The sequence below is a fragment of the Phenylobacterium sp. genome (assembly GCF_036563285.1).
Taxonomy (GTDB): domain Bacteria; phylum Pseudomonadota; class Alphaproteobacteria; order Caulobacterales; family Caulobacteraceae; genus Phenylobacterium.
On sequence record NZ_DATCMR010000012.1, the window covers coordinates 95,616 to 119,112 of the forward strand.

At 71.4% G+C, this 23,497-nt stretch carries 18 protein-coding genes and 1 tRNA gene; 10 read left to right on the forward strand and 9 right to left on the reverse strand.

The features are described from left to right. The first annotated feature begins 1 nt into the window (after position 1). The 4 genes from VIL76_RS18825 to VIL76_RS18840 are packed head-to-tail and all read left to right on the forward strand — an operon-like array spanning position 2 to position 6,755. Positions 2 to 1,318 (forward strand): NAD(P)/FAD-dependent oxidoreductase, encoded by a 1,317-nt coding sequence (locus VIL76_RS18825; protein ID WP_332046611.1) that lies wholly within the window; start codon positions 2 to 4, stop codon positions 1,316 to 1,318. Next, positions 1,318 to 2,658, forward strand: coding sequence for a hypothetical protein (locus VIL76_RS18830; protein ID WP_332046612.1), 1,341 nt, complete (start codon positions 1,318 to 1,320; stop codon positions 2,656 to 2,658). The genes VIL76_RS18825 and VIL76_RS18830 overlap by 1 nt, the downstream gene beginning before the upstream one ends. 39 nt (positions 2,659 to 2,697) lie before the next feature. Further along, the gene (locus VIL76_RS18835; RefSeq protein ID WP_332046613.1) at positions 2,698 to 4,998 is read left to right on the forward strand and encodes a hypothetical protein; all 2,301 of its coding nucleotides are present in this window, start codon (positions 2,698 to 2,700) and stop codon (positions 4,996 to 4,998) included. A gap of 38 nt (positions 4,999 to 5,036) precedes the next feature. After that, positions 5,037 to 6,755, forward strand: coding sequence for a hypothetical protein (locus VIL76_RS18840; RefSeq protein WP_332046614.1), 1,719 nt, complete (start codon positions 5,037 to 5,039; stop codon positions 6,753 to 6,755). Here the strand turns inward: VIL76_RS18840 and VIL76_RS18845 are convergent. Together VIL76_RS18845 and VIL76_RS18850 are read right to left on the reverse strand one after the other, a co-directional pair. Further along, entirely contained in the window at positions 6,752 to 7,183 is a 432-nt protein-coding gene (locus VIL76_RS18845; RefSeq protein WP_332046615.1) for a GtrA family protein, read from the reverse strand. The two genes, VIL76_RS18840 and VIL76_RS18845, sit on opposite strands and share 4 nt — an antisense overlap. After that, on the reverse strand, positions 7,180 to 7,848 hold the full coding sequence (locus tag VIL76_RS18850; RefSeq protein ID WP_332046616.1) for a class I SAM-dependent methyltransferase: 669 nt from the start codon (positions 7,846 to 7,848) through the stop codon (positions 7,180 to 7,182). Before VIL76_RS18850 ends, VIL76_RS18845 begins: the two co-directional genes overlap by 4 nt. Positions 7,849 to 7,984: 136 nt before the next feature. Between VIL76_RS18850 and VIL76_RS18855 the strand changes: the two genes are divergently transcribed. Continuing rightward, positions 7,985 to 8,521 (forward strand): hypothetical protein, encoded by a 537-nt coding sequence (locus VIL76_RS18855; RefSeq protein WP_332046617.1) that lies wholly within the window; start codon positions 7,985 to 7,987, stop codon positions 8,519 to 8,521. On the opposite strand, the gene VIL76_RS18860 is transcribed toward VIL76_RS18855, so the two are convergent. From VIL76_RS18860 to VIL76_RS18890, 7 genes are all read right to left on the reverse strand, one after another. Further along, positions 8,518 to 9,744 carry a glycosyltransferase gene (locus tag VIL76_RS18860; protein ID WP_332046618.1) on the reverse strand — a complete coding sequence of 409 codons (1,227 nt, stop codon included), beginning with the start codon at positions 9,742 to 9,744 and terminating at the stop codon, positions 8,518 to 8,520. The genes VIL76_RS18855 and VIL76_RS18860 overlap by 4 nt on opposite strands. After that, positions 9,744 to 11,984, reverse strand: a complete 2,241-nt coding sequence (locus VIL76_RS18865; RefSeq protein WP_332046619.1) for a glycosyltransferase family 2 protein — start codon at positions 11,982 to 11,984, stop codon at positions 9,744 to 9,746. Before VIL76_RS18865 ends, VIL76_RS18860 begins: the two co-directional genes overlap by 1 nt. Then, a complete protein-coding gene (locus VIL76_RS18870; RefSeq protein WP_332046620.1) occupies positions 11,977 to 13,473 on the reverse strand; it encodes a glycosyltransferase in 1,497 nt (498 codons plus the stop codon). The genes VIL76_RS18865 and VIL76_RS18870 overlap by 8 nt, the downstream gene beginning before the upstream one ends. A 140-nt stretch (positions 13,474 to 13,613) precedes the next feature. Beyond that, the gene (locus VIL76_RS18875) at positions 13,614 to 14,102 is read right to left on the reverse strand and encodes a hypothetical protein (RefSeq protein WP_332046621.1); all 489 of its coding nucleotides are present in this window, start codon (positions 14,100 to 14,102) and stop codon (positions 13,614 to 13,616) included. A gap of 116 nt (positions 14,103 to 14,218) precedes the next feature. After that, positions 14,219 to 14,293: transfer RNA gene (locus VIL76_RS18880), tRNA-Val, on the reverse strand. A gap of 47 nt (positions 14,294 to 14,340) precedes the next feature. Further along, positions 14,341 to 15,033: a phosphoglycolate phosphatase gene (gph, locus tag VIL76_RS18885; RefSeq protein WP_332046622.1), complete on the reverse strand. Its 693-nt coding sequence runs from the start codon at positions 15,031 to 15,033 to the stop codon at positions 14,341 to 14,343. Then, on the reverse strand, positions 15,023 to 17,266 hold the full coding sequence (locus VIL76_RS18890; protein ID WP_332046623.1) for a M20/M25/M40 family metallo-hydrolase: 2,244 nt from the start codon (positions 17,264 to 17,266) through the stop codon (positions 15,023 to 15,025). The genes gph and VIL76_RS18890 overlap by 11 nt, the downstream gene beginning before the upstream one ends. Before the next feature lie 110 nt (positions 17,267 to 17,376). Here VIL76_RS18890 and glmU point away from each other — a divergent pair, with 110 nt between their 5' ends. The 5 genes from glmU to VIL76_RS18915 are packed head-to-tail and all read left to right on the forward strand — an operon-like array spanning position 17,377 to position 23,468. Continuing rightward, positions 17,377 to 18,738: a bifunctional UDP-N-acetylglucosamine diphosphorylase/glucosamine-1-phosphate N-acetyltransferase GlmU gene (gene glmU, locus VIL76_RS18895; RefSeq protein WP_332046624.1), complete on the forward strand. Its 1,362-nt coding sequence runs from the start codon at positions 17,377 to 17,379 to the stop codon at positions 18,736 to 18,738. Beyond that, positions 18,735 to 19,421 carry a ribose-5-phosphate isomerase RpiA gene (gene rpiA / locus VIL76_RS18900; protein WP_332046625.1) on the forward strand — a complete coding sequence of 229 codons (687 nt, stop codon included), beginning with the start codon at positions 18,735 to 18,737 and terminating at the stop codon, positions 19,419 to 19,421. Before glmU ends, rpiA begins: the two co-directional genes overlap by 4 nt. Before the next feature lie 13 nt (positions 19,422 to 19,434). After that, the gene (gor, locus tag VIL76_RS18905; protein WP_332046626.1) at positions 19,435 to 20,817 is read left to right on the forward strand and encodes a glutathione-disulfide reductase; all 1,383 of its coding nucleotides are present in this window, start codon (positions 19,435 to 19,437) and stop codon (positions 20,815 to 20,817) included. Further along, positions 20,814 to 22,028: an O-antigen ligase family protein gene (locus tag VIL76_RS18910; RefSeq protein WP_332046627.1), complete on the forward strand. Its 1,215-nt coding sequence runs from the start codon at positions 20,814 to 20,816 to the stop codon at positions 22,026 to 22,028. Before gor ends, VIL76_RS18910 begins: the two co-directional genes overlap by 4 nt. 60 nt (positions 22,029 to 22,088) lie before the next feature. After that, the gene (locus VIL76_RS18915; protein ID WP_332046628.1) at positions 22,089 to 23,468 is read left to right on the forward strand and encodes a class II 3-deoxy-7-phosphoheptulonate synthase; all 1,380 of its coding nucleotides are present in this window, start codon (positions 22,089 to 22,091) and stop codon (positions 23,466 to 23,468) included. Positions 23,469 to 23,497: the final 29 nt, after the last annotated feature.

Here is a 23,497-nt window from a genome sequence, read left to right on the forward strand (position 1 = left end):
CATGACCAAGACGGTGATCATCGGCGCCGGCGCCATGGGACTGGCCGCCGCCCACTACGCCCTGAAGCTGGGCCACGAGGTCGACGTCATCGAGGCCGACGCAGTGCCCGGCGGGATGGCGGCCCACTTCGACTTCGATGGCCTGTCGATCGAGCGGTTCTACCACTTCGTCTGCAAGCCGGACCGGCCGACCTTCGCGTTGATGGAGGACCTCGGCATCGGCGACAAGATGCGCTGGCGCGACACGTCGATGGCCTATTTCAAGGGCGGCAAGCTGCACAAATGGGGCGATCCGATCTCGCTCCTGACCAGCAGCCTGCTGAACCCGGTGGAGAAATTCCGCTACGGCCTGCAGATGTTCCTGACCTCGAAGCGCAGGAGCTTCGACGACTTGGAGAACCGCACCGCCAAGGCCTGGATCGAAGGCGGCGCCGGCAGGAGCGTCTACGACAAGCTCTGGCGGCCGCTGATGGACCTGAAGTTCTACCAGTACGCGGACGACGTCTCCGCCGCCTGGATCGCCACTCGGGTCCGCCGCATCGGCAACTCGCGCAAGTCGCTGTTCCAGGAGGAGCTCGGCTACATCGAGGGCGGCTCGGAGACGCTTGTTAAGGCGCTGGTGGACTCCATCGAGCGGCAGGGCGGACGCATTCACCTGAAGACGCCCGCCGAGCGGATCGAGACCGAGGACGGCCGCGTCACCGGCGTACGGGCCGGAGGAAAGCTGTTCCCCGCGCAGGCTGTGATCTCCACAGTGCCCACGCCATTCGTCTCCAGCATCGCGCCCGACCTGCCGGAGCCCTCGAAGCGGGCCTACGAGGCAATCCGCAACATCGGGGTGATCTGTGTGGTCCATAAGCTGAAGCGGCGCGTCAGCCCGCACTTCTGGGTCAACATCGTCGAGCCGGGCATCGAGATCCCCGGGATCATCGAGTTCTCGAACCTGCGGCCGATGCCCGACACGGTCGTCTATGTGCCCTACTACATGCCGACGGACCATCCGAAGTGGAGCTGGTCCGACGAACAGCTGGCGGACGAGAGCTTCGGCTACATCCGGCGGATCAATCCGCAGATCACCGAGGCCGACCGGCTGGCCAGCAAGGTGGGCCGCCTGCGCTACGCCCAGCCGCTCTGCGAGCCGGGGTTCGCGGCCAAGATCCCGCCGGTCCGCACGCCGATCGAGGGGCTGCAGATCGCCGACACCTGCTTCTATTATCCAGAGGACCGGGGGGTGTCGGAGGGGGCGCGGCTGGCCAAGGAGATGGCCAGGGCGATCGGGACCGACCACCAGCCGCGGAGGGAGCCGGAGTTCGCGTGATGCGAAGCATGCTGCGATGGACGCCGTGGCTGACTTTGGCCGCGCCGCTGGCGCTGGCGGTCATGACCACGCTCGCCGTTGTGGACGCCTACACTCCCGCGCCCTTCCAGGATTACTGGGACACGCTCTACTGGTGGCGCGAGGCGGTGCGGAAGGGCTTCCCGTGGAGCTGGCTGCCCTCGCAGCACAACGAGCACCGCATCCTGCTGCCGCGGCTCGTCTTCCTCGCGGACTTTGCCTGGTTCCGCGGGACCAATGTTCTGAACATGGCGGTGATCGCCCTGACGCAGGCGTTGGGGGCGCTGCTATTCCTCAGGGCCGGGCTGAGGCGAGGCGGCGCGCTGGCGATCGTCGGTACGGCGCTGGCCCTCGGCCTGATCGTCTCCCTCGTCCAGTGGGAGAACCTGTTCTGGGGCTTCCAGGTCCAGATGACGGGCGTGGCCGCGACGGCTGCCTGGGCGATCTGGCACTTCAGCCACGCGGACGCGGATGGGGCGAACCGCGCCGGCCGGCTGGGGGCGGCGGTCCTGCTGCTGGCGGTGGCGACCTTCACCATGGCCAACGGCCTCTTCGCCGGGATCGCGATGGTGCTGGCGGGGCTCGCGGCACGCCGCAACTGGCGCAGTCTGGCGCTCGTGGGCGCCCTCACGGCGGGACTGATGGGGCTTTATCTGTGGGGCTACCATCCGGTGGCGAGCCACTCCCCGGCCAGCGCGGCGCTGCAGGACCCCGCGGGCTTCGTCACCTACGCCCTGAACTACCTCGGCAATCCGTGCGCGCTGGGGGACCGGCCCCGGGCCGCGGCGTTCGGGGCGATCGGGACGGCGCTGACCGCGGCCATGACCGTCCTCGTGTTCCGCGACCGGGGCCGCGATCCCGCCCAACTCGCCATGTTCGGGATCGTGCTGTTCGCCGGCATGAGCGCGGCAGCCACGGCGCTCGGCCGGCTCAGCCTCGGGCTCGAGTATTCGCTCTCGTCCCGCTACGCGACCGGCGCCTGCTACTTCTGGGCGGCTCAGGCGCTGTTCTGGGCCTTCCGCGTGCAGGGGTGGAGCCGGGTCTTCCAGTGGGCGCTGGGCGCCGCCTTCGTGACCGCGCTGCTCGTGCTCTTCAAGGTGCAGGACACGCACCGGCCGGGCCTGGAGGATGCGGACCGGCGCATCGAGCGCGCGGTGGCGGCCATGGTGTCGGGCAGGGCCGACGACGAGGCGTTCAAGAGCCTCTATCCCGACCCCGACAAGGTCCGCTACCTCGGCGACTTCCTGTGCGAGCAGCGGATGTCGGTGTTCGCGCGGCGGCCGGACGATGCGCCGCCATGCCCGCGCTTGACGACACAGTAGCGCTCCGGGTTGCATCGCCGGATCGGGGGAGGGCGTGACGTGAGGGATTCGGTGGACCGGGGCGCCCGGCTGGGGGCGCTCGCCTTGGGCGTGCTCGCGGCGCTGTTCGCCATGCTCATGACCTGGCGCGACCCGATGTACCCGGGCGCCGGGCTCGACCCGTCGTGGATCCTGGCGGCCGAGTTCGCGGCTCGGAAGGGCCTGGTCTACGGCCGCGACTTCATCTTCACCTTCGGGCCGTACCACTACCTGGTCACGCGGATGTTCGATCCGCAGACCTTCCCGCTCCTGCTGTTCTACGACGCCTTCGCCGTGGTCGCGGTTTTCTGGGTGGCGATCCGCAACCGGTCGATCCTCGGTCTGATCGCCCTGGCCGTGGCCTTCGTGTTCCTGCACGTCCGCAGCGACTCGCTGATCGCGCTTTCGCTCTTCGCAGTGTTCCTGATCGCTCTGCAGCGGCGCGACCTCTGGGGGTTCATCTTCGTGGTCCTGGCGAGCCCCCTGCTGCTCGCCAAGCTGTCGTTCATCCTCGTCCTGCTGCCGCTGGTGATGCTGGCCGACCTGGAGCGCGCCGTCGCCCGGCGGGTCCCCTACCTGGCGCTCGCCCTGCTGGCCTCGCTGTTCGCGGCCTATGTGGCGGCGGGACAGCCGGCCGCCGCGGTCGGGGACTTCGTGGCGTCCATCGTGCAGGTGATCGGCGGCTACGGCGCGGCCATGCAGATCGAGGGCCCCGGCCGCGAGATCGCCTTTGCGGTGGGCGTGATCGCCATCGTCGTGCTGTTCGCCGCCTTCCTTGCGGCCCTAGCGTGGCGGGGCGAGCGGAGGGACCTGCGCCCCGTGGCGGTGGTGCTAGGCGCCATCTGGGTGCTGTTCGTGCTGTTTAAGATGGGGTTCGTCCGCCAGGACGGGCACATCCTGATGTTCCATGCCGCCGCTCCGGTGGTGCTCGTGCTGGTCTGGTCTTGGTTCGACCGGCCGGACCGAAGCCGCGTGTTCGCCGGGGTGTTCGCCGTCCTCTTCGCGGTCCTGCTGGCGCACGGCTTCTACTGGCAGGGATATGCGCTGCGTCCGGCCCTGGACGCGAAGGTGGACGTGGCTGTCAACGCCCGGGCGGCCGTCGCCGCCGTGCCCGCGCAGCTGAGGAGCGGCCTCGGCTGGGCGACCGGGCGCAAGCTTCCCGAGGCGCGCATGAACCGCGCCAACGCCGAGAAGGCGCTGATGCGGACTTTCCCCGCCTCGGTCAGCGGTTCGGTGGACGCCATCCCGCTGGAGCTTTCCGAGATCATCGCGTCGGGCCTCGACTACCGCCCGCGGCCGACGCCGCAGAGCTACCAGGCCAACACGCCGTGGCTGCAGGAGAAGGATCGCGCCTTCCTGCAGGGGCCGCGCGCGCCCGACACCTTGTTCCTGCGGGTGGAGGACATCGACGGGCGCCTCCCGACCCTGTCGTTGGGTCCCTCCGCGCCGGTGATCGCCGCGCGCTACGACGCGGTGGACAGCCACCCGCTGGGGCTGATCTTGAAACGCCGCGCGAGCCCGCGGCCGGTAAGCGTTCGCCAGGGCGCCGCCCAGACCGTCGGCCTGGACCAGTGGGCCACCCTGCCGCCGGCGCCTGGCACGCTGGTGATGGCCCGCATCGAGGTAGAGCGCACCCTGGCCGGCCGGCTGATGGGCGTGCTGTTCCGCGAGCCGGTGATCAACATCACCCTGCGCACGGCCAGCGGCCGCGAGGCGGTGTTCCGCTTCATTCCCGGCATGGCGCAGCTCGGCTTTCCGGTCTCGCCCCTGCCGCCAACCTTCGAGACCGGGGCGGCCATCCTGCTGGACCCCGGCTGGGCGGCGCTGGGCGAGCCGGTCACCGGCGTGAAGCTCAGCTCCAAGGGTGGCTGGGCATACGGCGAGGCCCGGATCGCCTTCGACGAGGTGCGGGTGGCCCCCGGATTCGGCGGCGCCCTGCAGGGCATGCCGCTGATCGCGGCCAGCCTGACGGGCTCAGACCCGCGGCACGCGGCGACCTTCAACGGGACCGAGATCTTCGCCCACGCCCCGACCGTGCTGAAGGCCAGCATCGCGCAGGGCGCACACCTGAAGGGCGTAGCGGGCCTGCACCCGCAGCCGCCGGGCACCAAGCCGGGCAACGGCGTGCGTTTCATCGTGACCCGCTTCTCGCCCACCGGGACCCCACAGGTGGTGCTCGATGCGCACGTGGCCGCCAACGCGCCGCCGGTGCCCTTCGACGTGCAGGTGGAGCCGGGCGGCGCGCTGCAGCTCGAAACCCGCGACGAGAGCAACAGCGACTACGACTGGAGCTACTGGGGGCAGCTTGAGCTTGCGCCCTGACGTCCCGTACCTTGGGACAGGGGCGAGGGGGCTTGGTCATGGCCGATGCCGAAGTAGGCGATGAGGCGATGCGCGCCGGCGGCCGGCGGCTGTTCGTCGCCGCGGCCTGGGCGCTGGCGCTGGTTCCGGGGCTGTGGCTCGCCCTCGACGGACTGCGCGCCGCGACGGATGCCTACACGCCGGTTCCCTTCTGGGACCACTGGGCCACGGTCGCCGACTACTTGCGGGCAAAGCGAGACGGGCTGAGCTGGCAGATCCTGTTCGCGCAGAGCAACGAGCACCGGATCCTGTTCCCGCGGCTGCTGATGTTCGCGGACCTGGAGTTCTTCAAGGGCCGCAGCGGACTGCTCTACGGCGGCATCCTGGCCTGCCAGGCGGCGCTGCTGGCGCTGTTCGGCGTCGTGGCCGCAAGGCTGCGGACGAACCGCACGCCGGCGCTGGCGGCCCTGGGGGTGGCGGCCGCGCTCGTCTTCTCCCTGGGGCAGTGGGAGAACCTCATCTGGGCCTTCCAGGTGACCTTCCTGATGGTCGCCGCGGCGGGGGCCTGGTCGGCCTACCTCTTCTGCCTGGCGCTGGCGCAACGCGAGCGGCCGAGCGCCGCGCTCTGGGGCGGATCGGCGGTCCTGCTCGTGGTGTCCGCCTTCTCCATGGCCAACGGCATGGTCGCCGGGGGCGCCTGCATCGGCGTGGGCCTGCTCGCCCGCTTGCCATGGCGCTGGCTGCTGGCGCACGCGGTGCTCGTGGCGGTGGTCGCCGCCCTGTATTTCCACGGCTACCAGTCCGCGCCTGACGCGAGCTTCGCCGGCCCGCTGAGAGACCCGGCCGGCTTCGTCCGGTTCGTCGCCATCTACCTGGGCAACCCGGCGCGGGCGTGGGGTCTGTCGCTCGCGCCCTGGCTGGGGGCGCTGGGCCTGGCGCTCAGCATGGCGGCGGCGCTGCGGGTCCTGCTGGGCCGCGACCGCGACGCCGGGCGGCTGGCGCTCGTCACCCTGATGGCCTTCGTCGTCGGCTCGGCTGCGATCACGGCGGCCGGGCGGATGGCCCACGGGGTGGAGCAGGGCCTGGTCAGCCGCTACCTGACCTTCGGCTTGATGTTCTGGGCCGCGCAGCTGGTCTACTGGGCCTCGCTCCTGCCGGTGCGCGGGCCGCGGACGCTGCTCGCCTGGGCCGCCGCGCTTGCCGTACTGGCCTATCCGCTGGGCGTGCTGCAGGCCCGCGCCGAGCCGGAGGTCGCCGCCCGCGCCGCCCGGATCCGCACCGGGGTGATCGCCCTGTGGGCCGGCGCCGACGATCCGCAGGCGTTAGGCGGTGTGAACTGGAACGTACCGGCGATGATGGAGCAGGTCGCGGCCCTGAAGGCCCGCCGGCTGTCCATCTTCGCGGACCGGCCGCGGTTCGAAACGGGCGCGGTGCTGCCGGCGGGCGAGGTGCGGCCCAACGGCTGCGTGGCCGCCTTCGACATGATCCAGAAGGCGCCGGAGGGCTCGGGCTGGCGGGCGTCCGGCTGGGCGTGGGACGTGGCGGCCGGCGCGCCGGTTGAGGCCGTAGTGCTCGTCGACGCCGCCGGGCGGGTGGTAACGGTGGGGGCTTCCGGCGGCTGGCGGGCCGACGTGCCGCCGGTCGTGCCGCAGGTTGGCTCGGACTACTCGGGCTGGAACGCCTCGATCGCCGCCGGGCCGAGCTTCCCGGTGCAGGCGTTCGGGCTTCTGAAGGACGGGGGCCGCTGCGACCTCGGGGCCAAGCCCCAGCCGGGCTAACGCGGCGGCTCGCCCGCGGGGCGGAAGGTGATGAACTTGTGGGCTGCGAAGTTCACCACCACCGGCAGGATGATGCCGACGCCGTGCGCCAGCGCCTTCGAGGCTGCGTCCGGCAGGAAGTGGCCGAACAGGTGGCTGTGCAGGAACAGGGCGGCCCCCAGCGTGACCGGGAAAGCCAGGGCGTTGAAGAAGGCGAACCAGGCGAGCTCCCGGCGCAGGCCCTTGCCTGACGGTGGGAAGACGAAGAGGCGATTCAGCAGGAAGGCGGTCGCCAGGCCCACGCCATAGGCCGCCACCACGCTGGGCAGGTACTCCAGCCACAGGTCGAAGACGAACCGGGAGCCGAAGTTGGCGGCGGCCGCCGCGCCGCCGGCCAGGAGGAAGTTCTTGAACTCTCGCGTCAGGTAGATCGAGAGCAGCGCCTTCACGCCGCCGCCTCGGGCTTGCGCGCGACGAGCAGGAACTGCTTGCCCAGCACCTTCCAGGCGATGGGCAGGGCGAGATAGCCCTCGATGAGGAAGTCCGCGGTCGGCGCGCCGCTGTTCATGGTGAAGGGCAGGAAGCGCGGGATCACCTTCTCGAGCGTGAAGCCGGCCATCATCAGCCCCTCGCCGAGCGAACGGTCCGAGAGCGGCAGGTAATGGTCGTAGAAGTCCCAGTACTCCTTGTAGGCGTAGCGGATGTTCGGCCCGAGCAGGATGATCGTGCCGCCGGGCTTCAGGACGCGCAGCGCCTCGCGCAGGACCTGGTCGCACTCGTCCTTGCTCCGCAGGTGCTCCAGGAAGTTCGACGAGAAGACCACGTCGACCGCGCCGGTCTTCACGGGCGAAAGGTCGGTGGCCGGGGTGCGGTGGAAGCGGACGTCCGGCGCCAGTCGTCCGGCGGCGTCCGGGTTAAGATCGACTGCGTGCTTCTCGCGCGCCTCGATGTTGTTGATGAACTCGCCGTATCCGCAGGCGATGTCGAGCACGGCCGCGTCCTTGGCGATCAGCTTCGAGAAGAACGAGCGGCAGAGCACGCGCCAGACGGCGTTGCGCCGCTCCAGCCCGGCCTGGCGGAACCGCGCGTCGTAGAGAACGGAGAGATCGGTCATCGCCCCCGGTGTTTAGCGTGAGTTTGCGCGGCAAGGCGAGGCGCAGATGCCATTCACCGCCGATCTTCGCGGCAGGGTTTTCACAGCCCCGCCGTCCAGCTATGGGGGACCCACAGAAATGCTCGGGACAAGCGCAATGAGTTGGACCGCCCTCCGCCTCGCCGGCCTCACGCTCGCTGCCGCGGCCACGCTCGCGGCCTGCGACCGGGCCGCGGACCGCACCGAGACGGCCGCTGCGCCCGCAGCCCAGGCGCCCGCGGCGCCCGCCGCGCCGGCGGTGGCCAACGCGCTGGGCCAGCTCGGCTCCGACCTCCTGGCCTCTGACGCGCGCAAGAGCGCCCAGTTCACCGCGCCCGACGAGATCTTCGCCCATGCGCCCACGCTGATGAAGGCCCAGCTCGCGGCGCCCCTTCACCTGAAGGGCGTGGCCGGGATGAAGCCGCAACCCCCCGGCAAGCCGCCGGGCGGCAACGGCGTCCACTTCGTGATCAGCAAGCTCGGCCCGGACGGCGCCGCCCAGGTGCTGTTCGAGGCCCGAATCGCCCCGAACGCGCCGGCCGTGCCGTTCGACGTCCAGCTCGAGCAGGGCACGACCCTGCAGCTCGAGACCAAGGAGATGGGCGACACCGACTACGACTGGTCCTACTGGGGCCGGCTGCAGGCGGTCCCTTAAGCCCGGACGACGGCGGCCCGGTAGAGCTGGCTGTAGAGGAAGGCCTCCTCCTCGACCCGCCAGGGCAGAGGGACGGCCTGGGCCCAGGCCCGCAGCTGTTCCGGCCGCTCGCTGATGTCGCGCAGGGCCGCGCTCCAGGCGGCGAGGTCGGCGGCCGGCAGGGCCAGGCCCGCGCCGGTCTGGCGGATCACCTCGCCCTGGTTGCCGAGGTCGGAGACCAACGTCGGCAGGCCGGCGGCGAAGCCCTCGTGCAGGGAGAGCCCGAACGACTCCGGCACCTGGCTGGGCACGGCCAGCACGTCGAAGCGGGCCAACAGGGCGGGCGCCGCGGTGGGCGGGATCGCCTTCTCCAGGGTCATTGGCGCGCGGGCGGCCAGCTCGCGGATCTCCTCTGCGACGGCCGGCTCGTAGCAGGGCCCGACGATGCGCAGCTTCAGGTTCGGCGCCTCGGCAGCCGCGAAGGCGCGGGCGAGCATGAGGGCGCCCTTGGCCTGGGATACGGTGCCTAGGTAGCCGACGGTGCGTGCGCCCCGGCGGTTGCGCGGCCGCGGCCGGCCGAAGCGCACCAGGTCGACGCCGTTCCGCACCACGAAGACCTTCAGGTCCGGATGCTCGTCGCGTAGCCGCCCGGCCACGTAGTCGGAGACCGCGGCCACCGCCGAGGCGGCGTGCAGCAGGTGGGCCAGCCGGCGGGTGCGCTCCACATAGCGCTCGTCCTCGGCCAGCGGCTCCTGGCGGCACCAGGTGCGGCAGGCCTCCCCGTCACGTGGGCCGTCGCAAAGCTCGCCGTTTAGCCGGACCAGGTTGATGCGGTAGCAGAGGCTGAAGAAGTCCGTGGTGGTGACGATGTAGGGGACATGCCGCTCCGCAAGCACCTCGACCGCCTCCACGAGGCGGAAGGCGTGCATGACGTGGGCGACGTCGAACTCGGGCCGGCCGCGCAGGAAGGCCTCGGCCTTGGCGCGCAGGTCCGGATTCTCGAAGAAGCCGAGCTCTGTGAGCGGCGGCTCGGCGATCCGCACGGCGGTGACCGGCACGCCCTCCACCACCTGGGTGAAGAGCCCGTCCGCGCCCTCGCGCCAGCGGGCGCCGTCGGCGGTGGCGGTGAGGATCTCGACGTGGGCGCCGTCGGCCTGGGCGGCGTGGGCGAGGTTCAGGGTCACTCGCTCGGTGCCGCCGGCGAAGTCCGGCATGAACTGGTGCACGACATAGAGGATGCGCATCAGATCCCCGCCGTCATGAGGGTGCGGAGCTCCTCGACCAGCCGGGCGTCGGGTTTCGGACCGGCCTTGGCGACGTGGAGGTAGAGGAAGGCTAGCTGGGCGCCCACGGTGGCGGCCAGCGTCTTGCGGGCGGCCGAGGAGAGCTCGTTCGCCAGGTGCTCGTCCACCTCGCCGTAGGTCCGGGTCACGAAGCCGGCGAGGTGATCGAGGCGGTCGGCATACATGTTGCGGACCTGCTCGGCCTCGGCGCGCCAGGCTTCGTCCTTGCGGCGGATGGCCTTAGCGAGCCAGGGCGCCAGCGGGGCGAAGCCGAAATCCACCGGTGCGGCGGCCTCGGACCCGACCTGCGCCGCGCGCACGGCTGCGGAGAAGGTGCGCAGCTCCTCGGTGGCGTCGGCGCCGATGGCTGGCCGCCAGGCCTCGGCCAGCGGCGCCAGCAGGGCGGCTCCGGTCGCGGCGCCTGCGGCCGAGCGGGCGGCCGGGACCTCGAAGTCGGGGAACACCTCGGTCAGGAACACCACGTCCACGAAGGTGCGCTTCAGGTGATAGGCCGTGGGCCGGTTGTGCGAGTGGACGACCCGCACCGAGGACAGCATCGCCGTCTTTAGCCCATCGCGGAGCAGGCGGACGCCCAGCATCAGGTCCTCGGCGTAGCGGCCGTGGTAGCGGTACTTGTGGAAGGTCCCGGCCGGGATCATGCACGCCACGTCGCTGAGCTGGCCCTGGGCGCGCAGCGACATGTGATCGTCAGTGATCATCTCGCCGATCCGGTCTCGGTCGCGGCAGCCCAGGAAGCGGTAGTGGGTGTCGATGGCGGCGTTGTAGAGCAGCTCGCTGTCGCGCCTGGGGAACTCGGAGCAGGAGACGGCGGCCGCGCGCATCTCCTCCGACGCTGGCTCGGTGAGGGCGACGGCCAGGCTGTGCAGCCACCAGTCGCCCACCGGATAGGCGTCCTGGACGGTGAACAGGTAGAGCTCGCCGGTGGCGTTGTCGGCGCCCAGGTTGCGGGCGTGGCTGTGCGAGAACTCGCTGTTGGGGATGCGCACGACCGTGCAGCCGAACTCCTCCGCGAGCGTGTCGGTGCCGTCGACCGAGCCGGAATCCACCACCACGATCTCGACTCCGCCGAGGCCCTTCTGGGCCTTTAGCTTGCGCAGCAGCCAGTAGAACTCGGGGCCCGCGTTATACGTGGGGATGATCACCGAGACGGTGACATCGAGCGGCGGGGGCGGTTGCGGCGCCAGCTCGCCGATCACGGCGGCGTCGCCGGGGGCTGGGAAGGCCACCTTGTGAGGCGGCGGCCGCGGCGGGGGCTGCGGCTCCAGCGGCTCTGCCGGCGCCGCACCATCTGGGACCTGAGGCAGCACGAGAGGCACGACCCGCCTCCCGGTGAGCAGCCGCGCCAGCCAGCGAACCGGTCCGGTGAGGCGCCACGACGAGGAGCCGAGCAGGGCGTGCAGGTGCGACTGGTGGGCGGCCACGGCCTGGCGCAAGGCCGCGGCCTGGGCCTCGGTGTGGGTGGCGCGCGCCTGCTCGGTGCGCAGCGCCGCGGTCAGCTGGTCGTTGAGCGCGGCGGTCTCGGCGCGTACGGCGTTCAGCACCTCAAGCCGGTGATGGAGGATGCTGTTCAGGGCCTCGTGGCGCTGGCCCTCCTCGGTCCGCAGTTGGGTCAGGTGGTCGAGCTGCTGGGCGGATTCGGCGCGAAGCGCCTCCAGCTGCTCGGCGTGCCGCGCGGCCGCCGCGGTCAGTCGCCGGTTGTCGTCTTCCGCCGTCTGCAGGCGAGCGAGGAGGTGGTCGAGGGCCTGGGCGATGCGGTCGGGCGTCGCCGGCGTGGCGGAGGCGTCGCCGGAGAGAGTCAGCAGGACCTGCAGCGCCTCGCCGGAGATCGCCGGATCCAGGCCCACGGTGAAGCCCGCGCCGTCGGCGACGGCCTCGACGCGCACGGCTCCGTCGGCGGTGGCGAAACGCAGGCCGCGGCTCTCGCGCAGGAGCTCGCCCGCGCCCGCCCAGCGATAGAGGTCCGCCCCGTCCTTGCGGCGGATCACCAGCCGGTGCAGGCGGAAGCGCGCGCCGGAGGGCACAGCGACCTGCAGCGCCGCCACCGCGGAGGCCTCCACCGGGGCGTCGATCACGTAGCGCTCGGGCCGGCCGAACAGGACCAGGCGCGCGTTGGCCGCACGCTTCGCGCTGAACGCCGCGTCCGCCGTGCGGGTCAGCACCGACAGGGTCAGCTCATCCATGCGCAGCGCCCATGAGGTCGCACGACATGCCGCTGAGCCGCATCGGCGCCGGCGCGGGGCGGGGACCCAGACCCATGCGCTGGGCCTCGCCGGACGCGAAGAGGTCTGCCAGGGCGTCCTCAGACGGCAGGACCAGGCCATTGCCCGGGCGGCTCGCGAGCGCGGCCGCCCCGCCGCTGTCAGCGAAAGCGATCACCGGCACGCCCGCCGCGACGGCCTCGTGGGCCGTCAGGCAGAAGGTCTCCGGGCAGATCGACCAGACGACGGCGAGGTCGACGCCATGCGCCTTCACCGCCCCTATCATGGCGTCGGGATGCTCGGCAGAGGCTGTGACCCGGTGGAAGTTCACCTGCGCCCGCAGGTCCGGCGCCTCGCCGAAATGGTGGAACTCGTACCGCGCGTCGCCGGCGAACTGGGCCGCCAGGGCGGCGAAGGCCGGCCAGCCCTTGTGCGGCAGGGGCAGGCCCAGGAAGGCGACGCGGACGGCGCGTTCCGCCTGCGGCGCCGTAGCGCCGGGCGTCTGCAGCTCGGCGTGCGGGTGGACCAGCACGCTGCCGGGCGCGGCGGAGCGGGCGCGGGTCCAGATCTCGGCGGCGACGGCCGACGGCGCGACGATCAAGGGGTCGAGCGCCGCGAAGACCACGTCGTGCGCCTCCAGGTGCCGCGCGCGGAGAGGTCCGTAGACGCAGGTCCGGCAGATCTCGGCGCCCCGTGGCGGCCCGCCGCAGAACCGCTCGTCGTTCCACAGCAGGGTGTAGCCGTCGCAGGCGGCGGCGAAGTCGTGCACCCAGAAGAAGCTCTGCGCCGGACGGCACGCCGCCAGCATGTCGGCGAGGCGCTCCGGATGATGTCCCAGCAGGTTGTGGATGGCGACGCTCGAACGCGCCGCCGGGCCCAGCGCCTCGCCCAGGGCGGCCATGGCGGGGAGCGGGAAGGCGCCGATCCGTTCGCCGTCCTTCAGGACCACGACCGCGTAGTCCGGATCGTCGGAGACGGCCGGCAGCCTCACTGCCGGGAACAGATGGATGTGGGCGCGCCGGCCCCGCACCCCTTCGCCCTCGCGGCCGATGCAGAGCTGCACGCCGCCCACCATGGCGGTGTAGTCATCGTGGCTGACGGTGACGTGGGCTTGGTTGACGCCCGCCAACGCTGCAGTGAGCAGGCCAGGGTCGTCCAGCGCCACTTCGCCTGCCGCACGGCGGGCGGCGGCGATGCGTTCGGGCACGCTCGGCAGGTCGCTCCTGAGCGCCACGCGCCAGTCCGGCGGGGCCGGCGCCCAGCCTTGGGCCCGGCCGACCGTCAGGTAGTGGAAGAACGGCGGGAGGCCCGAGGCCTCCACCTGCGGGTGCTGGGCCAGGTACCAGGCGGTGGAGAACCACGGCGCGGGGTCGCGCCGCTCGCGCCAGCCCGTGAGCAGGTAGTGAAGCGCCGGGTCCAGGCCGCCCTCGACCACGTCGCGGTAGAAATCGACGTAGAATTCCCGGTCCATGGCCTCGCTGACCGCGACGAGCTGCTCGTCGAAGCTTGGCGTCGGCGCAGCCGGCCGGCGCGGACGCGCCGCCCGGCGCTGGACGGGCCCGCTGCGTCCGGAGGATCGAGAAGGCCGCGGCCCCTCGGGCTTGGGCCTGCTCAAAGAGTGGCCTCGCCGAGCTTGCAGGCAGTCTTGGCGGCCGCGTCGACGCCGAAGACGGCGACCTTGCCCGAGGTGACGGTGCTGGAGGCCTGGAAGCCCACGTCCGGCCGGGTGACGTCCTTGAGCGCCGCCGGCACGTCCGGCCGCGCGATGCCGCCCTGGCCGAAGCCCACGATCCTGCCGCTCGGGTCGGCGACGATGATCTGCCCGGCGCCAGCCCCGGCGGCCGGTATCCAGGACCAGCCCACGATGTTGACCCGCTCGGGCGACCGCTCCGTGGCGCCGTCCACAAAGGCCTTGCAGTCGAAGGTCCCAGGGAAGGCCGTGGCGACGGATTGGCCCATCAGGCCCTCGGCCCAGGCCGGGAGCGCGGGGGCGGCCGCGGCGACCGGCGCAGGGGCGGGCGCAGCCTGGCCGTCGCGTTGCTTCGGCTGGTCGCAGCCGGCGACCAGGGCCAGAGCGGCCAGCATCAGGACCTTGCGCATGTTCCACCGACTCCTCGGTGGTGGGCTTAGCAACTGGGGCGGGTCATTTCCAGCCGCGCGGCCCGGGACGGCTGCGGCGGTCGAGCGAGAAGGCGCTGCTAAGTCGTTGGAAAGGATGGTGGATGCGACAGGGATTGAACCTGTGACCCCCTCGGTGTGAACGAGGTGCTCTCCCGCTGAGCTACGCATCCGCCTGGCGCCGGTCGGCGCGGGAAGGTGGGGCGTATAGCGTGCGCCCCTAATCGCCGCAAGCGGCGAGCAGTTGCGCGCAGGCCGCCGGCAGCTCGTCGAAGTGGTGGACCAGGGCGTCGGGGGCAAGCTCGGCCACGGGGACGTCCGAATAGCCGAAGCTGACCAGGACCAGCGGCGCGCCGGCGTTGCGGGCGGCGGCGGCGTCGGTAGCGGAATCGCCGACCAGCAGGGCGCGCCCGAGCGAGCCGCCGCCGGCCTGGACGGCGAACTCGAGGTGGCGCGGGTCAGGCTTGGCGACGCCGGCCGCGTCCGGGCCCACGATGGCGGCGAAGAGGCGGCTCATGCCGAGCGCGTCGAGCAGGGCGTTGGATAGCCCCGTCGGCTTGTTGGTGCAGACGCAGAGCGTAGCGCCCTCCGATCGCAATCGGTCCAGCGCCTGCCGGCAGCCGGGGAAGGGCCGGCTCTCATCGGCGATGCGCCCCAGGTAGTGCGGGATGAAGCGGTCGAAGAGGCCCTGCTCGCGTTCGGGGTCGAGGTGGGCGCCGGCGGCGATGAAGCCGCGCTGCAGGAGCCGGCGCGCGCCGTGGCCGATGAACGGGCGCGCCTCCTCCAGTGGCAGGGCGGGGAGGCCCTCCTGCGTCAGCAGGTGGTTCAGGGTCCCGATGAGGTCGGGCGCGGTGTCGACCAGGGTGCCGTCGAGGTCGAACGCGACGACGGCGCCCGCAAGCTCAGCGGCCATCGACGATCGCGGCCGCCCGGTCGATGCCGCTGGCATAGTCGGAAATCGCCTGTGCCGTCAGGCCGATGTACCGCTGCGCGTCGTCGTAGCGACGCTCCTCGATCGCCTCGCGTACGCCCGGCAGGGTCTTCGCGCCATACCCGGTGAAACGGCCAGGCGCGTAGAGCATGTGCTTGTACCAGGGACGGAAGGGCAGGCCCTCCTCGCGCAGCAGCGCCTGGTCCAGCGGCCGCACGGCGGCGTCGAGGCGCGTCTTCTGGGCGCGCCCGAGGGCGGGCCCTTTGGCCGCGATGGCGGCGTCATAGGCCCCGGCGCTGGCCTTCAGCTTCGCGACCGCGGCCTCCAGCGGCCGGAAGTCGAGGGCGACGGCGGGCGCCAGCGCCGGCGGCGGGGCGTGCGGCTCGGTGGGGTCGTCGGCCAGGTTGTAGGCGTTGGCGGCCAGCAGGCGCGCGCGGGTCTGCGACTCCTCGCGCCGCTGGTCGGCCAGCCTCTTCACCTCGTCGAGATAGCCCGCGACCGTGTCGGCGACGTCGCCGTAGCGCTGCGGCGGCAGGTCGGCGTCGGCGAGCCGGATGACCAGCCGCCCCGCGGTCTTGGCGAGGGCGCCGGCATAGGCGTGGCCGGGGTCCACGAACCGGCTGTGGTGCTCGTAGGTGTCGTAGGCCGAGTGGTAGACGCCCGCATCCTCGCCTTCGCCGCCAAAGCCGATGTTGATCGCCGGCAGGCCCAGGTGCTGCAGGAAGGTGGAATAGTCCGACCCGGAGCCCAGGGCGCTCAGCGGCAGGTCGCGGGCCGGATCGGCGGCTGCGCGGGCCTGGGCGCGCAGGGCCTCCGAAGCCCCGGGCTCCGAAGACGCTACAAGAGTGCGGGCCCGCAGGCGGTCGCGGACGGAGACCTTGGTCTGCGGGTCGACCACGTCGGCGGCCACCTGGTTCATCAGGCGCTGGTACTCGTGGCTGCCGCCCATGCCGAGGAAGCCGCGGCCGTTGGTGTCGGAGTTGATGTAGATGACCGCCTTCTTCTTGAGCTCTGCGGCGTGGTCCTCGGCCCACTCGGTGGAGCCCAGCAGCATCGGCTCCTCGGCGTCCCAGCTCGTGTAGACGATCGTTCGTTTCGGCCGCCAGCCAGACTTCACCAGCTCGCCCATGGCCTTGGCCTCGCCCATCATGGCCGCGTGGCCGGAGAGCGGGTCCGACGCGCCGTAGACCCAGCCGTCCCGGTGGTTGCCGCGGATGACCCACTCGTTGGGTTTTTCGCGGCCCTTGAGCCTAGCGATGACGTTGTGGGCCGGCTTCAGCGACCAGTCGGACTTCACCGCGATCCGGACCTTGGCCTGCTCGCCGCCGCCCACGCGGTAGGTGATCGGCAGGGAGCCGCGGAAGGCCGGCGGCGCCACGGGACCGTCTAGCGCGCGCAGCAGCATCTCCGCCTGGCCATAGGCGATCGGCAGGGTGGGGATCTTGAGTATGGTCTGGGCTTCGCTGCGGTCGAGGCGCTTGGCGTTCCTGGTGGCGCCGTAACCGGGCGTCAGCGGGTCACCTGCGTAGACCGTCATGTCCGCAACCGAGCCGCGCTGCAGGCCCTCCGGCGGGCGCATGGGGCCTTCCGGATAGACGCCGCCGACCGAATAGCCGTCGTCGCGGGGGTCCGAGTAGATGATGGCCCCCACCGCGCCATGGTCCTGGGCGAGCTTGGGCTTCAGGCCGCGCCAGCCCTGGCCGTAGCGTGCGATGACGATCTTGCCCCTCACGGAGACGCCCATCCGCTCAAGGGCGTCGTAGTCGGCGGGCATGCCGTAGTTGACGTAGACCAGCGGGGCGGTGACGTCCCCGTCGCCCTGGAACGCCACGTAGGCGGGCAGGGCGCCCGGGCCCGCGGACGTCTGGTCCTTGGCAGGCTCGGTGAGCTGGATCTGCACCGGCGCGCCCGGGCCGGACACAAGCTCCAGGGCCGTGCTGATCGGGGTCGGGTAGAGGACCCAGTAGGTCTCCATCTTCGCGTCCCAGCCCCAGCTCCTGAACTGGGCCAGCGTCATCTCGGCGTTCTTGCGCCCATGCTCGGAGCCGACGTGGGTGGGGGCCGCGGCCATGGTGCGGATCCACGACCCCAGCTCGGCCGGGTCGATCATCGCATCGAAGCGCGCCTCCAGGTCGCGGTCCGGCGCCGGCTGGGCGTGCGCGGCGGTGAGCGCGCAGGCCGAAGCGCAGGCGGCCAGGAGCAGACGAAGCGACATGGAGATCCCCCTCAGACAGCGGTGACGCTAGCCGGTTCTCGCCCACGGCCACAAGGCTTGCTAAGGCTCGCGAACCAAACCGCTGACTCGACGCTCCGGAGACGCCCTAAATGCCCTCACGCGCCGCCGTAATCCTGGCCGCCGGCCAGGGCACGCGCATGAAGTCCCCGGTGCCCAAGGTGCTGCACAAGGTGGGCGGCCGGACCCACCTGGACCGGATGATCGACACGGTCACCGCGGCGGGCTGCGAGCGGATCGTGGTGGTGGTGGGCACGCACAGCCCCGCTGTGCGCGAACTCGTGGAGAAACGGCTGGGCCCGCAAGCGGTCGCCGTGCAGGAGCAGCCGCTGGGCACCGCCCATGCCGTGCTGGCGGCCCGGGAGAACCTCGCCGACTTCACCGGTGACGTCCTGATCACCTACGCGGACGCGCCGCTGCTGACCGCGCAGGACCTGGAGCCACTGTTCCTGCTGCGCGAGCGGCGCGCGGACCTCGCCATGCTGAGCTTCGAGCCGGTCGATCCGCTGCTCTACGGCCGGGTGATCAAGGGCGCCGACGGCCACGTGATCCGCATCGTCGAGGCGCGCGACGCAACCGAGGAGCAGAGGGCTGTCCGCTGCTGCAACGCCGGCATGATGGTCGCCGACCGTGCGCGGCTGTTCGGCTGGCTGTCACAGGTGGGCAACCAGAACGCCAAGGGCGAATACTACCTGACCGACATCGTGGGCATCGCCGTCCACGAGGAGGCGCTGGTGCGCAGCCATACGGCGCCGGAGTCTGCGGTCATGGGCTGCGACACGCCGGCCCAGCTCGCCCAGGCCGAGCACCTGTTCCAGCAGCGCCAGCGCCAGCGGTTCCTGGCCGACGGCGTCACCATGCTGGCGCCCGAGACGGTGCACTTCTCCTGGGACACCCAGATCGCGCCGGGCGCCATCATCGAGCAGTTCGTGGTGTTCGGCGTGGGCGTGAGGATCGAGGAGGGAGCCGTCATCCGCGCCTTCAGCCACCTTGAGGGGGCGACGGTGCGCTCCGGCGCCCTGATCGGCCCGTATGCCCGGCTGCGCCCCGGGGCCGAGATCGGCAAGGACGCCCACATCGGCAACTTCGTCGAGGTGAAGAACGTGAGGGTGGGCGAGGGCGCCAAGGCCAATCACCTCAGCTATCTGGGCGATGGCTCGGTGGGGGCGAAGGCGAACATCGGCGCCGGCACCATCTTCTGCAACTACGACGGCTTCTTCAAATACGAGACCCATGTCGGAGAGGGCGCCTTCGTGGGCTCCAACACCGCGCTCGTGGCGCCGGTGACGCTGGGGGCCGGCGCGATGACCGGCTCCGGCTCGGTGATCACGCAGGACGTGGCGGCCGACGCGCTCGCCTTGGAGCGCAGCCCGCAGACGGTCAAGGCCGGCTGGGCGGCGGCCTTCCGCAAGAAGAAGTCGGCGGAGAAGGCGGCGAAGGCGAAGAAGAAATGAGCGACGTCGAAGCGCAGAAGCGCGCCGCCGGAGACGCGGCTGCGCAGCTCGTCGAGAGCGGCATGGTCGTGGGGTTGGGCACCGGGTCGACCGCCGTCTGGTTCGTTCGCGCCCTGGCGGCGCGCAAGCTGGACGTGCTCTGCGTCGCCACGTCGAGCTCGACCCAGGCGCTGGGCGAGGAGCTGGGCCTGCGGTTCGGCGAACTCGGCGAGACGCGGGAGATCGACCTCACCGTGGACGGGGCCGACGAGATCGGCCCCGGGCTGTCGTTGATCAAGGGCGGCGGAGCGGCGCTGCTACGCGAGAAGCTGGTGTGGGAGGCGTCCAGGCGCTGCGTGGTCATCGCCGACGCGGCCAAGCAGGTGAACACCCTGGGCAAGTACCCCCTGCCCATCGAGGTGGTGGCGTTCGGGCACAAAACCACGGCGCTGCGGATCTGCGACGCACTCGCCGAATGCGACCTGGGCGTCGCGCCGCGGATGCGGGTGAAGGACGGCGCCCCCGTGCGGACCGACGGGGGAAACCTCATCTATGACGTAGCCTGCGGGCGGATCGAGGAGCCGGCGGCGCTGGCCAGTGCCCTGAAGAGCGTCACCGGGGTCGTGGACCACGGCCTGTTCCTCGACCTGGCCGACCTGGCCCTGATCGGCGCCGAGACCGGTGTCGTGACGCTGGAACCGTAAGGAGGCCACGACCTTGGCCAAGTACGACTACGACCTCTTCGTTATCGGCGCGGGTTCGGGCGGCGTCCGCGCGGCGCGCCTGGCGGCCATCTCCGGCGCCAAGGTTCTCGTGGCCGAGGAGCACCGGGTCGGCGGCACCTGCGTGATCCGCGGCTGCGTGCCCAAGAAATTTATGGTCTACGCCTCGGAATTCGCTCACCATTTCGAGACGGCGAAGGGGTACGGCTGGACCGTGGAGGGCGCCAGCTTCGACTGGCCGGCCTTCATCGCCGAGAAGGACAAGGAGATCGCCCGGCTGTCGGGGATCTATGTCCGCAACCTGCAGAACGCCGGCGCCGAGCTGGTGCACGGCCGGGCGAGGCTGGTGGACGCCCACACCGTGGAGGTGGAGGGCCGAGGCTCCGTCACTGCCGACAAGATCCTCATCGCCACCGGCGGGCGGCCGTGGCGGCCGAGCGAGCTCCCCGGCTGCGAGCTCGCCATCACCTCGGAGGAAGCCTTCCACCTGCCGCAGCTGCCCAAGAGCATCGTCATCGCCGGCGGCGGCTACATCGCCCTGGAGTTCGCCGGCATCTTCGCGGGTCTCGGCGTCGACACCACCCTGGTCCACCGCGGGCCGAACGTGCTGCGCGGCTTCGACGACGACGTCCGCGCCCACATCGCCGAGGAGATGGAGCGCCGCGGCATCAAGGTGCTGCTGGGCACCCAGCACACGGCGCTGGAGAAGACCGACACCGGCATCCTCAACCGCTTCACCAACGTTCATCACTGCGAAAGCGACGTAGTGATGTTCGCCCTCGGGCGCGTCCCCTACACCGCGGGCCTGGGCCTGGAGAACGCCGGGGTGAAGCTCGCCGACAACGGCGCCGTCGTGGTGGACGCCTATTCGAAGACCAGCGTCGACAACATCTGGGCGGTGGGCGACGTCACGGACCGCATCAACCTGACCCCCGTCGCCATCCGTGAGGGCCAGGCCTTCGCGGAGACGGAGTTCTACGGGCGGCCCACCACCTTCGACCACGAGATGGTGGCGCTGGCGGTGTTCGCCCAGCCGCCGATCGGCTCGGTGGGCCTGTCCGAAGCCGACGCGCGGCGCCAGTACGGCAAGGTGGACGTCTACCTCGCCCGCTTCCGGCCCATGAAGTACGCCTTCATGCACGGCGAGGAGAAGTGCCTGGTGAAGCTCGTCGTGGACGCCGCCAGCCAGAAGATCGTCGGGTGCCATGTGGTCGGCCCCGACGCGCCCGAGATCATCCAGATGGCCGCCATCGCCATGAAGATGGGCGTGACCAAGGCCCAGTGGGATTCCACCTGCGCCGTGCACCCCACCCTGGCCGAGGAGCTGGTCACCCTGCGTGAGAAGTACGTGCCGCAAGGGCTGGGCCAGGCGGCATGACGATGGAGGCGGGGAAGCCTCCGCGGGACCTACTCGGCATGTGGTGCGGCGCGGTCCTGATACTGGGGGCCGTGCTGACGCCGCTGCTCGCCTGGCTCGGGCCGCTGGGGTTCGCCGCCTTACTGGCGCTGATGGGGCTGCTCAGCCTGCCGGCGCTGCGGCTGAGGGCGCTGGACCGGCCGGTGGCGATCGCGCTGCTGGCGGGCCTCTTGTGGGCGGGGGCCTCGACGATCTGGACGGTGCACCAGCCGAAGAATCCCGAGGACAGCCAGGCGCTGAAGCTGGCCCTCGAGCTCCCGCTCTACTGGGCGGCGGTGTGCGGGGCGCGGCGTGCGGACCCGAGGCTCGCCCGCTTGGCATTACTGGTGGTGGCCTGGGGCCTGGCGCTAATGGGGCTGATGCTGCTCGTGGAGGCCTGGCTCGGCGCCGGGGTTTACCGCTGGCTCCACGAACGCTTCTACGAGCCGATCCGGCCCGACCTGGCGGGCAAGAACCTCGGCCAGTCCACCTTCGTGCTGGCGCTGCTCTGGCCGCTGGCGGCGGTGGGCGGGCGCCGCGCCGGCGCGAGCGGCTGGCTTGCCGTGCCCATGGTGCTGGGCGCCGCGATCGGCGCGGTGACCTTCAACGCCGATGCGCCGGCCATCGCCGTGGCGCTGGCGGTGCTGGTCGGGTTGGCGGCGATCCGCTGGCCGGTCGGGGCGCCTAGGACGCTCGGCGGCATGGCCGGCGCTCTGTTCCTGGCTATGCCGGCTGTGGTGCTGGGGGTGCGCGCGGCGCTGGAAGCGCTCAAGGTGACCATTGACCTGCCGCTCTCCTGGTCGATGCGCATCGGCTACTGGAACCGGGCCGTGGACTGGACGGCGGAGCATCCGCTCCGCGGCTGGGGGCTGGACGCCAGCCGGGCCTTCTCGCCGGGCATCCAGCTGCACCCGCACAACGGGCCCCTGCAGGTCTGGCTGGAGCTGGGCGCGGCCGGCGCCCTGATCGCTGCAGCGTTCTGGTGGCTGGCGCTGAGCAGCCTGGCGCGGCCGAGGTCGAACGTGGTGGCGGCGGCCACCACGGCGACGGCGGCGGTGTACCTGCTCTTCGCCTGTGTGAACTTCGGGGTCTGGCAGGAATGGTGGCTGGCCCTGGGCGCGCTGGCCGTTGTCCTGGGCGCCACGGTGGCGCGGCTTCCGCCCGCGCGCCCATCGACCTCAGCCCCCATATAGAGGTAGAAGGCGCCCCTCGCGCTGACCGCCCGTGGGGGGCGTTGGAAGATTGTTGCCAAGATGACCGAACACTGGACGCCCGCTTCCTGGAGATCGAAGCCCGCCAAGCACATGCCGACGGACTATCCGGACCTGTCGGCGGTGACCAAGGTGGAGCAGACGCTGCGCGGGATGCCGCCCCTGGTGTTCGCCGGTGAGGCGCGCCGGCTGAAGACCCTGCTGGGCGAGGTCTCGGAAGGCCGCGCCTTCCTGCTGCAGGGCGGCGACTGCGCCGAGAGCTTCAAGGAATTCCACGCCGACAACATCCGCGACACCTTCCGCCTGATCCTGCAGATGGCGGTGGTGCTGACCTTCGCCGGCGGCAAGCCGATCGTGAAGGTGGGCCGCATGGCCGGGCAGTTCGCCAAGCCCCGCTCGGCGCCCATCGAGACGCAGGGGGACGTCACGCTCCCGTCCTACCGCGGCGACAACATCAACGGCATGGAGTTCACCCCGGAGGCCCGCACGCCGGACCCGCAGCGGCTGCTGCAGGCCTACTCCCAGGCCGCCTCGACCCTGAACCTGCTGCGCGCCTTCGCCGGGGGCGGCTACGCCGACCTGCACAACATCCACCGCTGGACGCTCGGCTTCGTGGCCGACAGCCCGCAGGGCGCCCGCTACCGCGAGTTGGGCGAGAAGATCAGCGAGGCGCTGACCTTCATGGAGGCCATTGGGGTCACGCCAGAGAGCCAGCCCGCGCTGCACCAGGTGGAGTTCTTCACCAGCCACGAGGCCCTGCTTCTGGGGTTCGAGGAAGCGATGACGCGGATCGATAGCACCTCGGGCCAGTGGTACGACACCTCGGCCCACCTGGTGTGGATCGGCGAGCGGACGCGCGAGCTCGGCGGCGCCCACGTGGAGTTCTTCCGCGGCATCAAGAACCCCATCGGCGTGAAGGTCGGACCGACCGTGGAGGCCGACGACCTGCTGCGCCTCATCGACGCCCTGAACCCGCAGAACGAGCCCGGCCGCCTGACGCTCTATGGCCGGTTCGGCTACGACAAGATCGAGGATCGCCTGCCGCGCCTGCTGCGCGCCACGAAGGCCGGCGGCCGCAGCGTGGTCTGGGCCATCGATCCGATGCACGGCAACACGCTGACGGCCGCCACCGGCTTCAAGACCCGGCCGTTCGACCGGATCCTGTCGGAGGTGAAGAGCTTCGTGGAGCTCTGCAAGGCCGAGGGCGTGCACCCCGGCGGCGTGCACCTGGAGATGACCGGCCAGAACGTCACCGAGTGCCTCGGCGGCGCGCGTGCGCTCTCCGAGACGGACCTCGCCGACCGCTACCACACGCACTGCGACCCGCGCCTGAACGGGGAGCAGGCGCTGGAGCTGGCCTTCCTGCTGGCCGAGAAGCTGAAGGAAGAGCGGGCCGAGCAGCAGCGGCGGGCGGCGAGCTAGCCCGCCCGCTGTGCCCCGCGGGACACGGC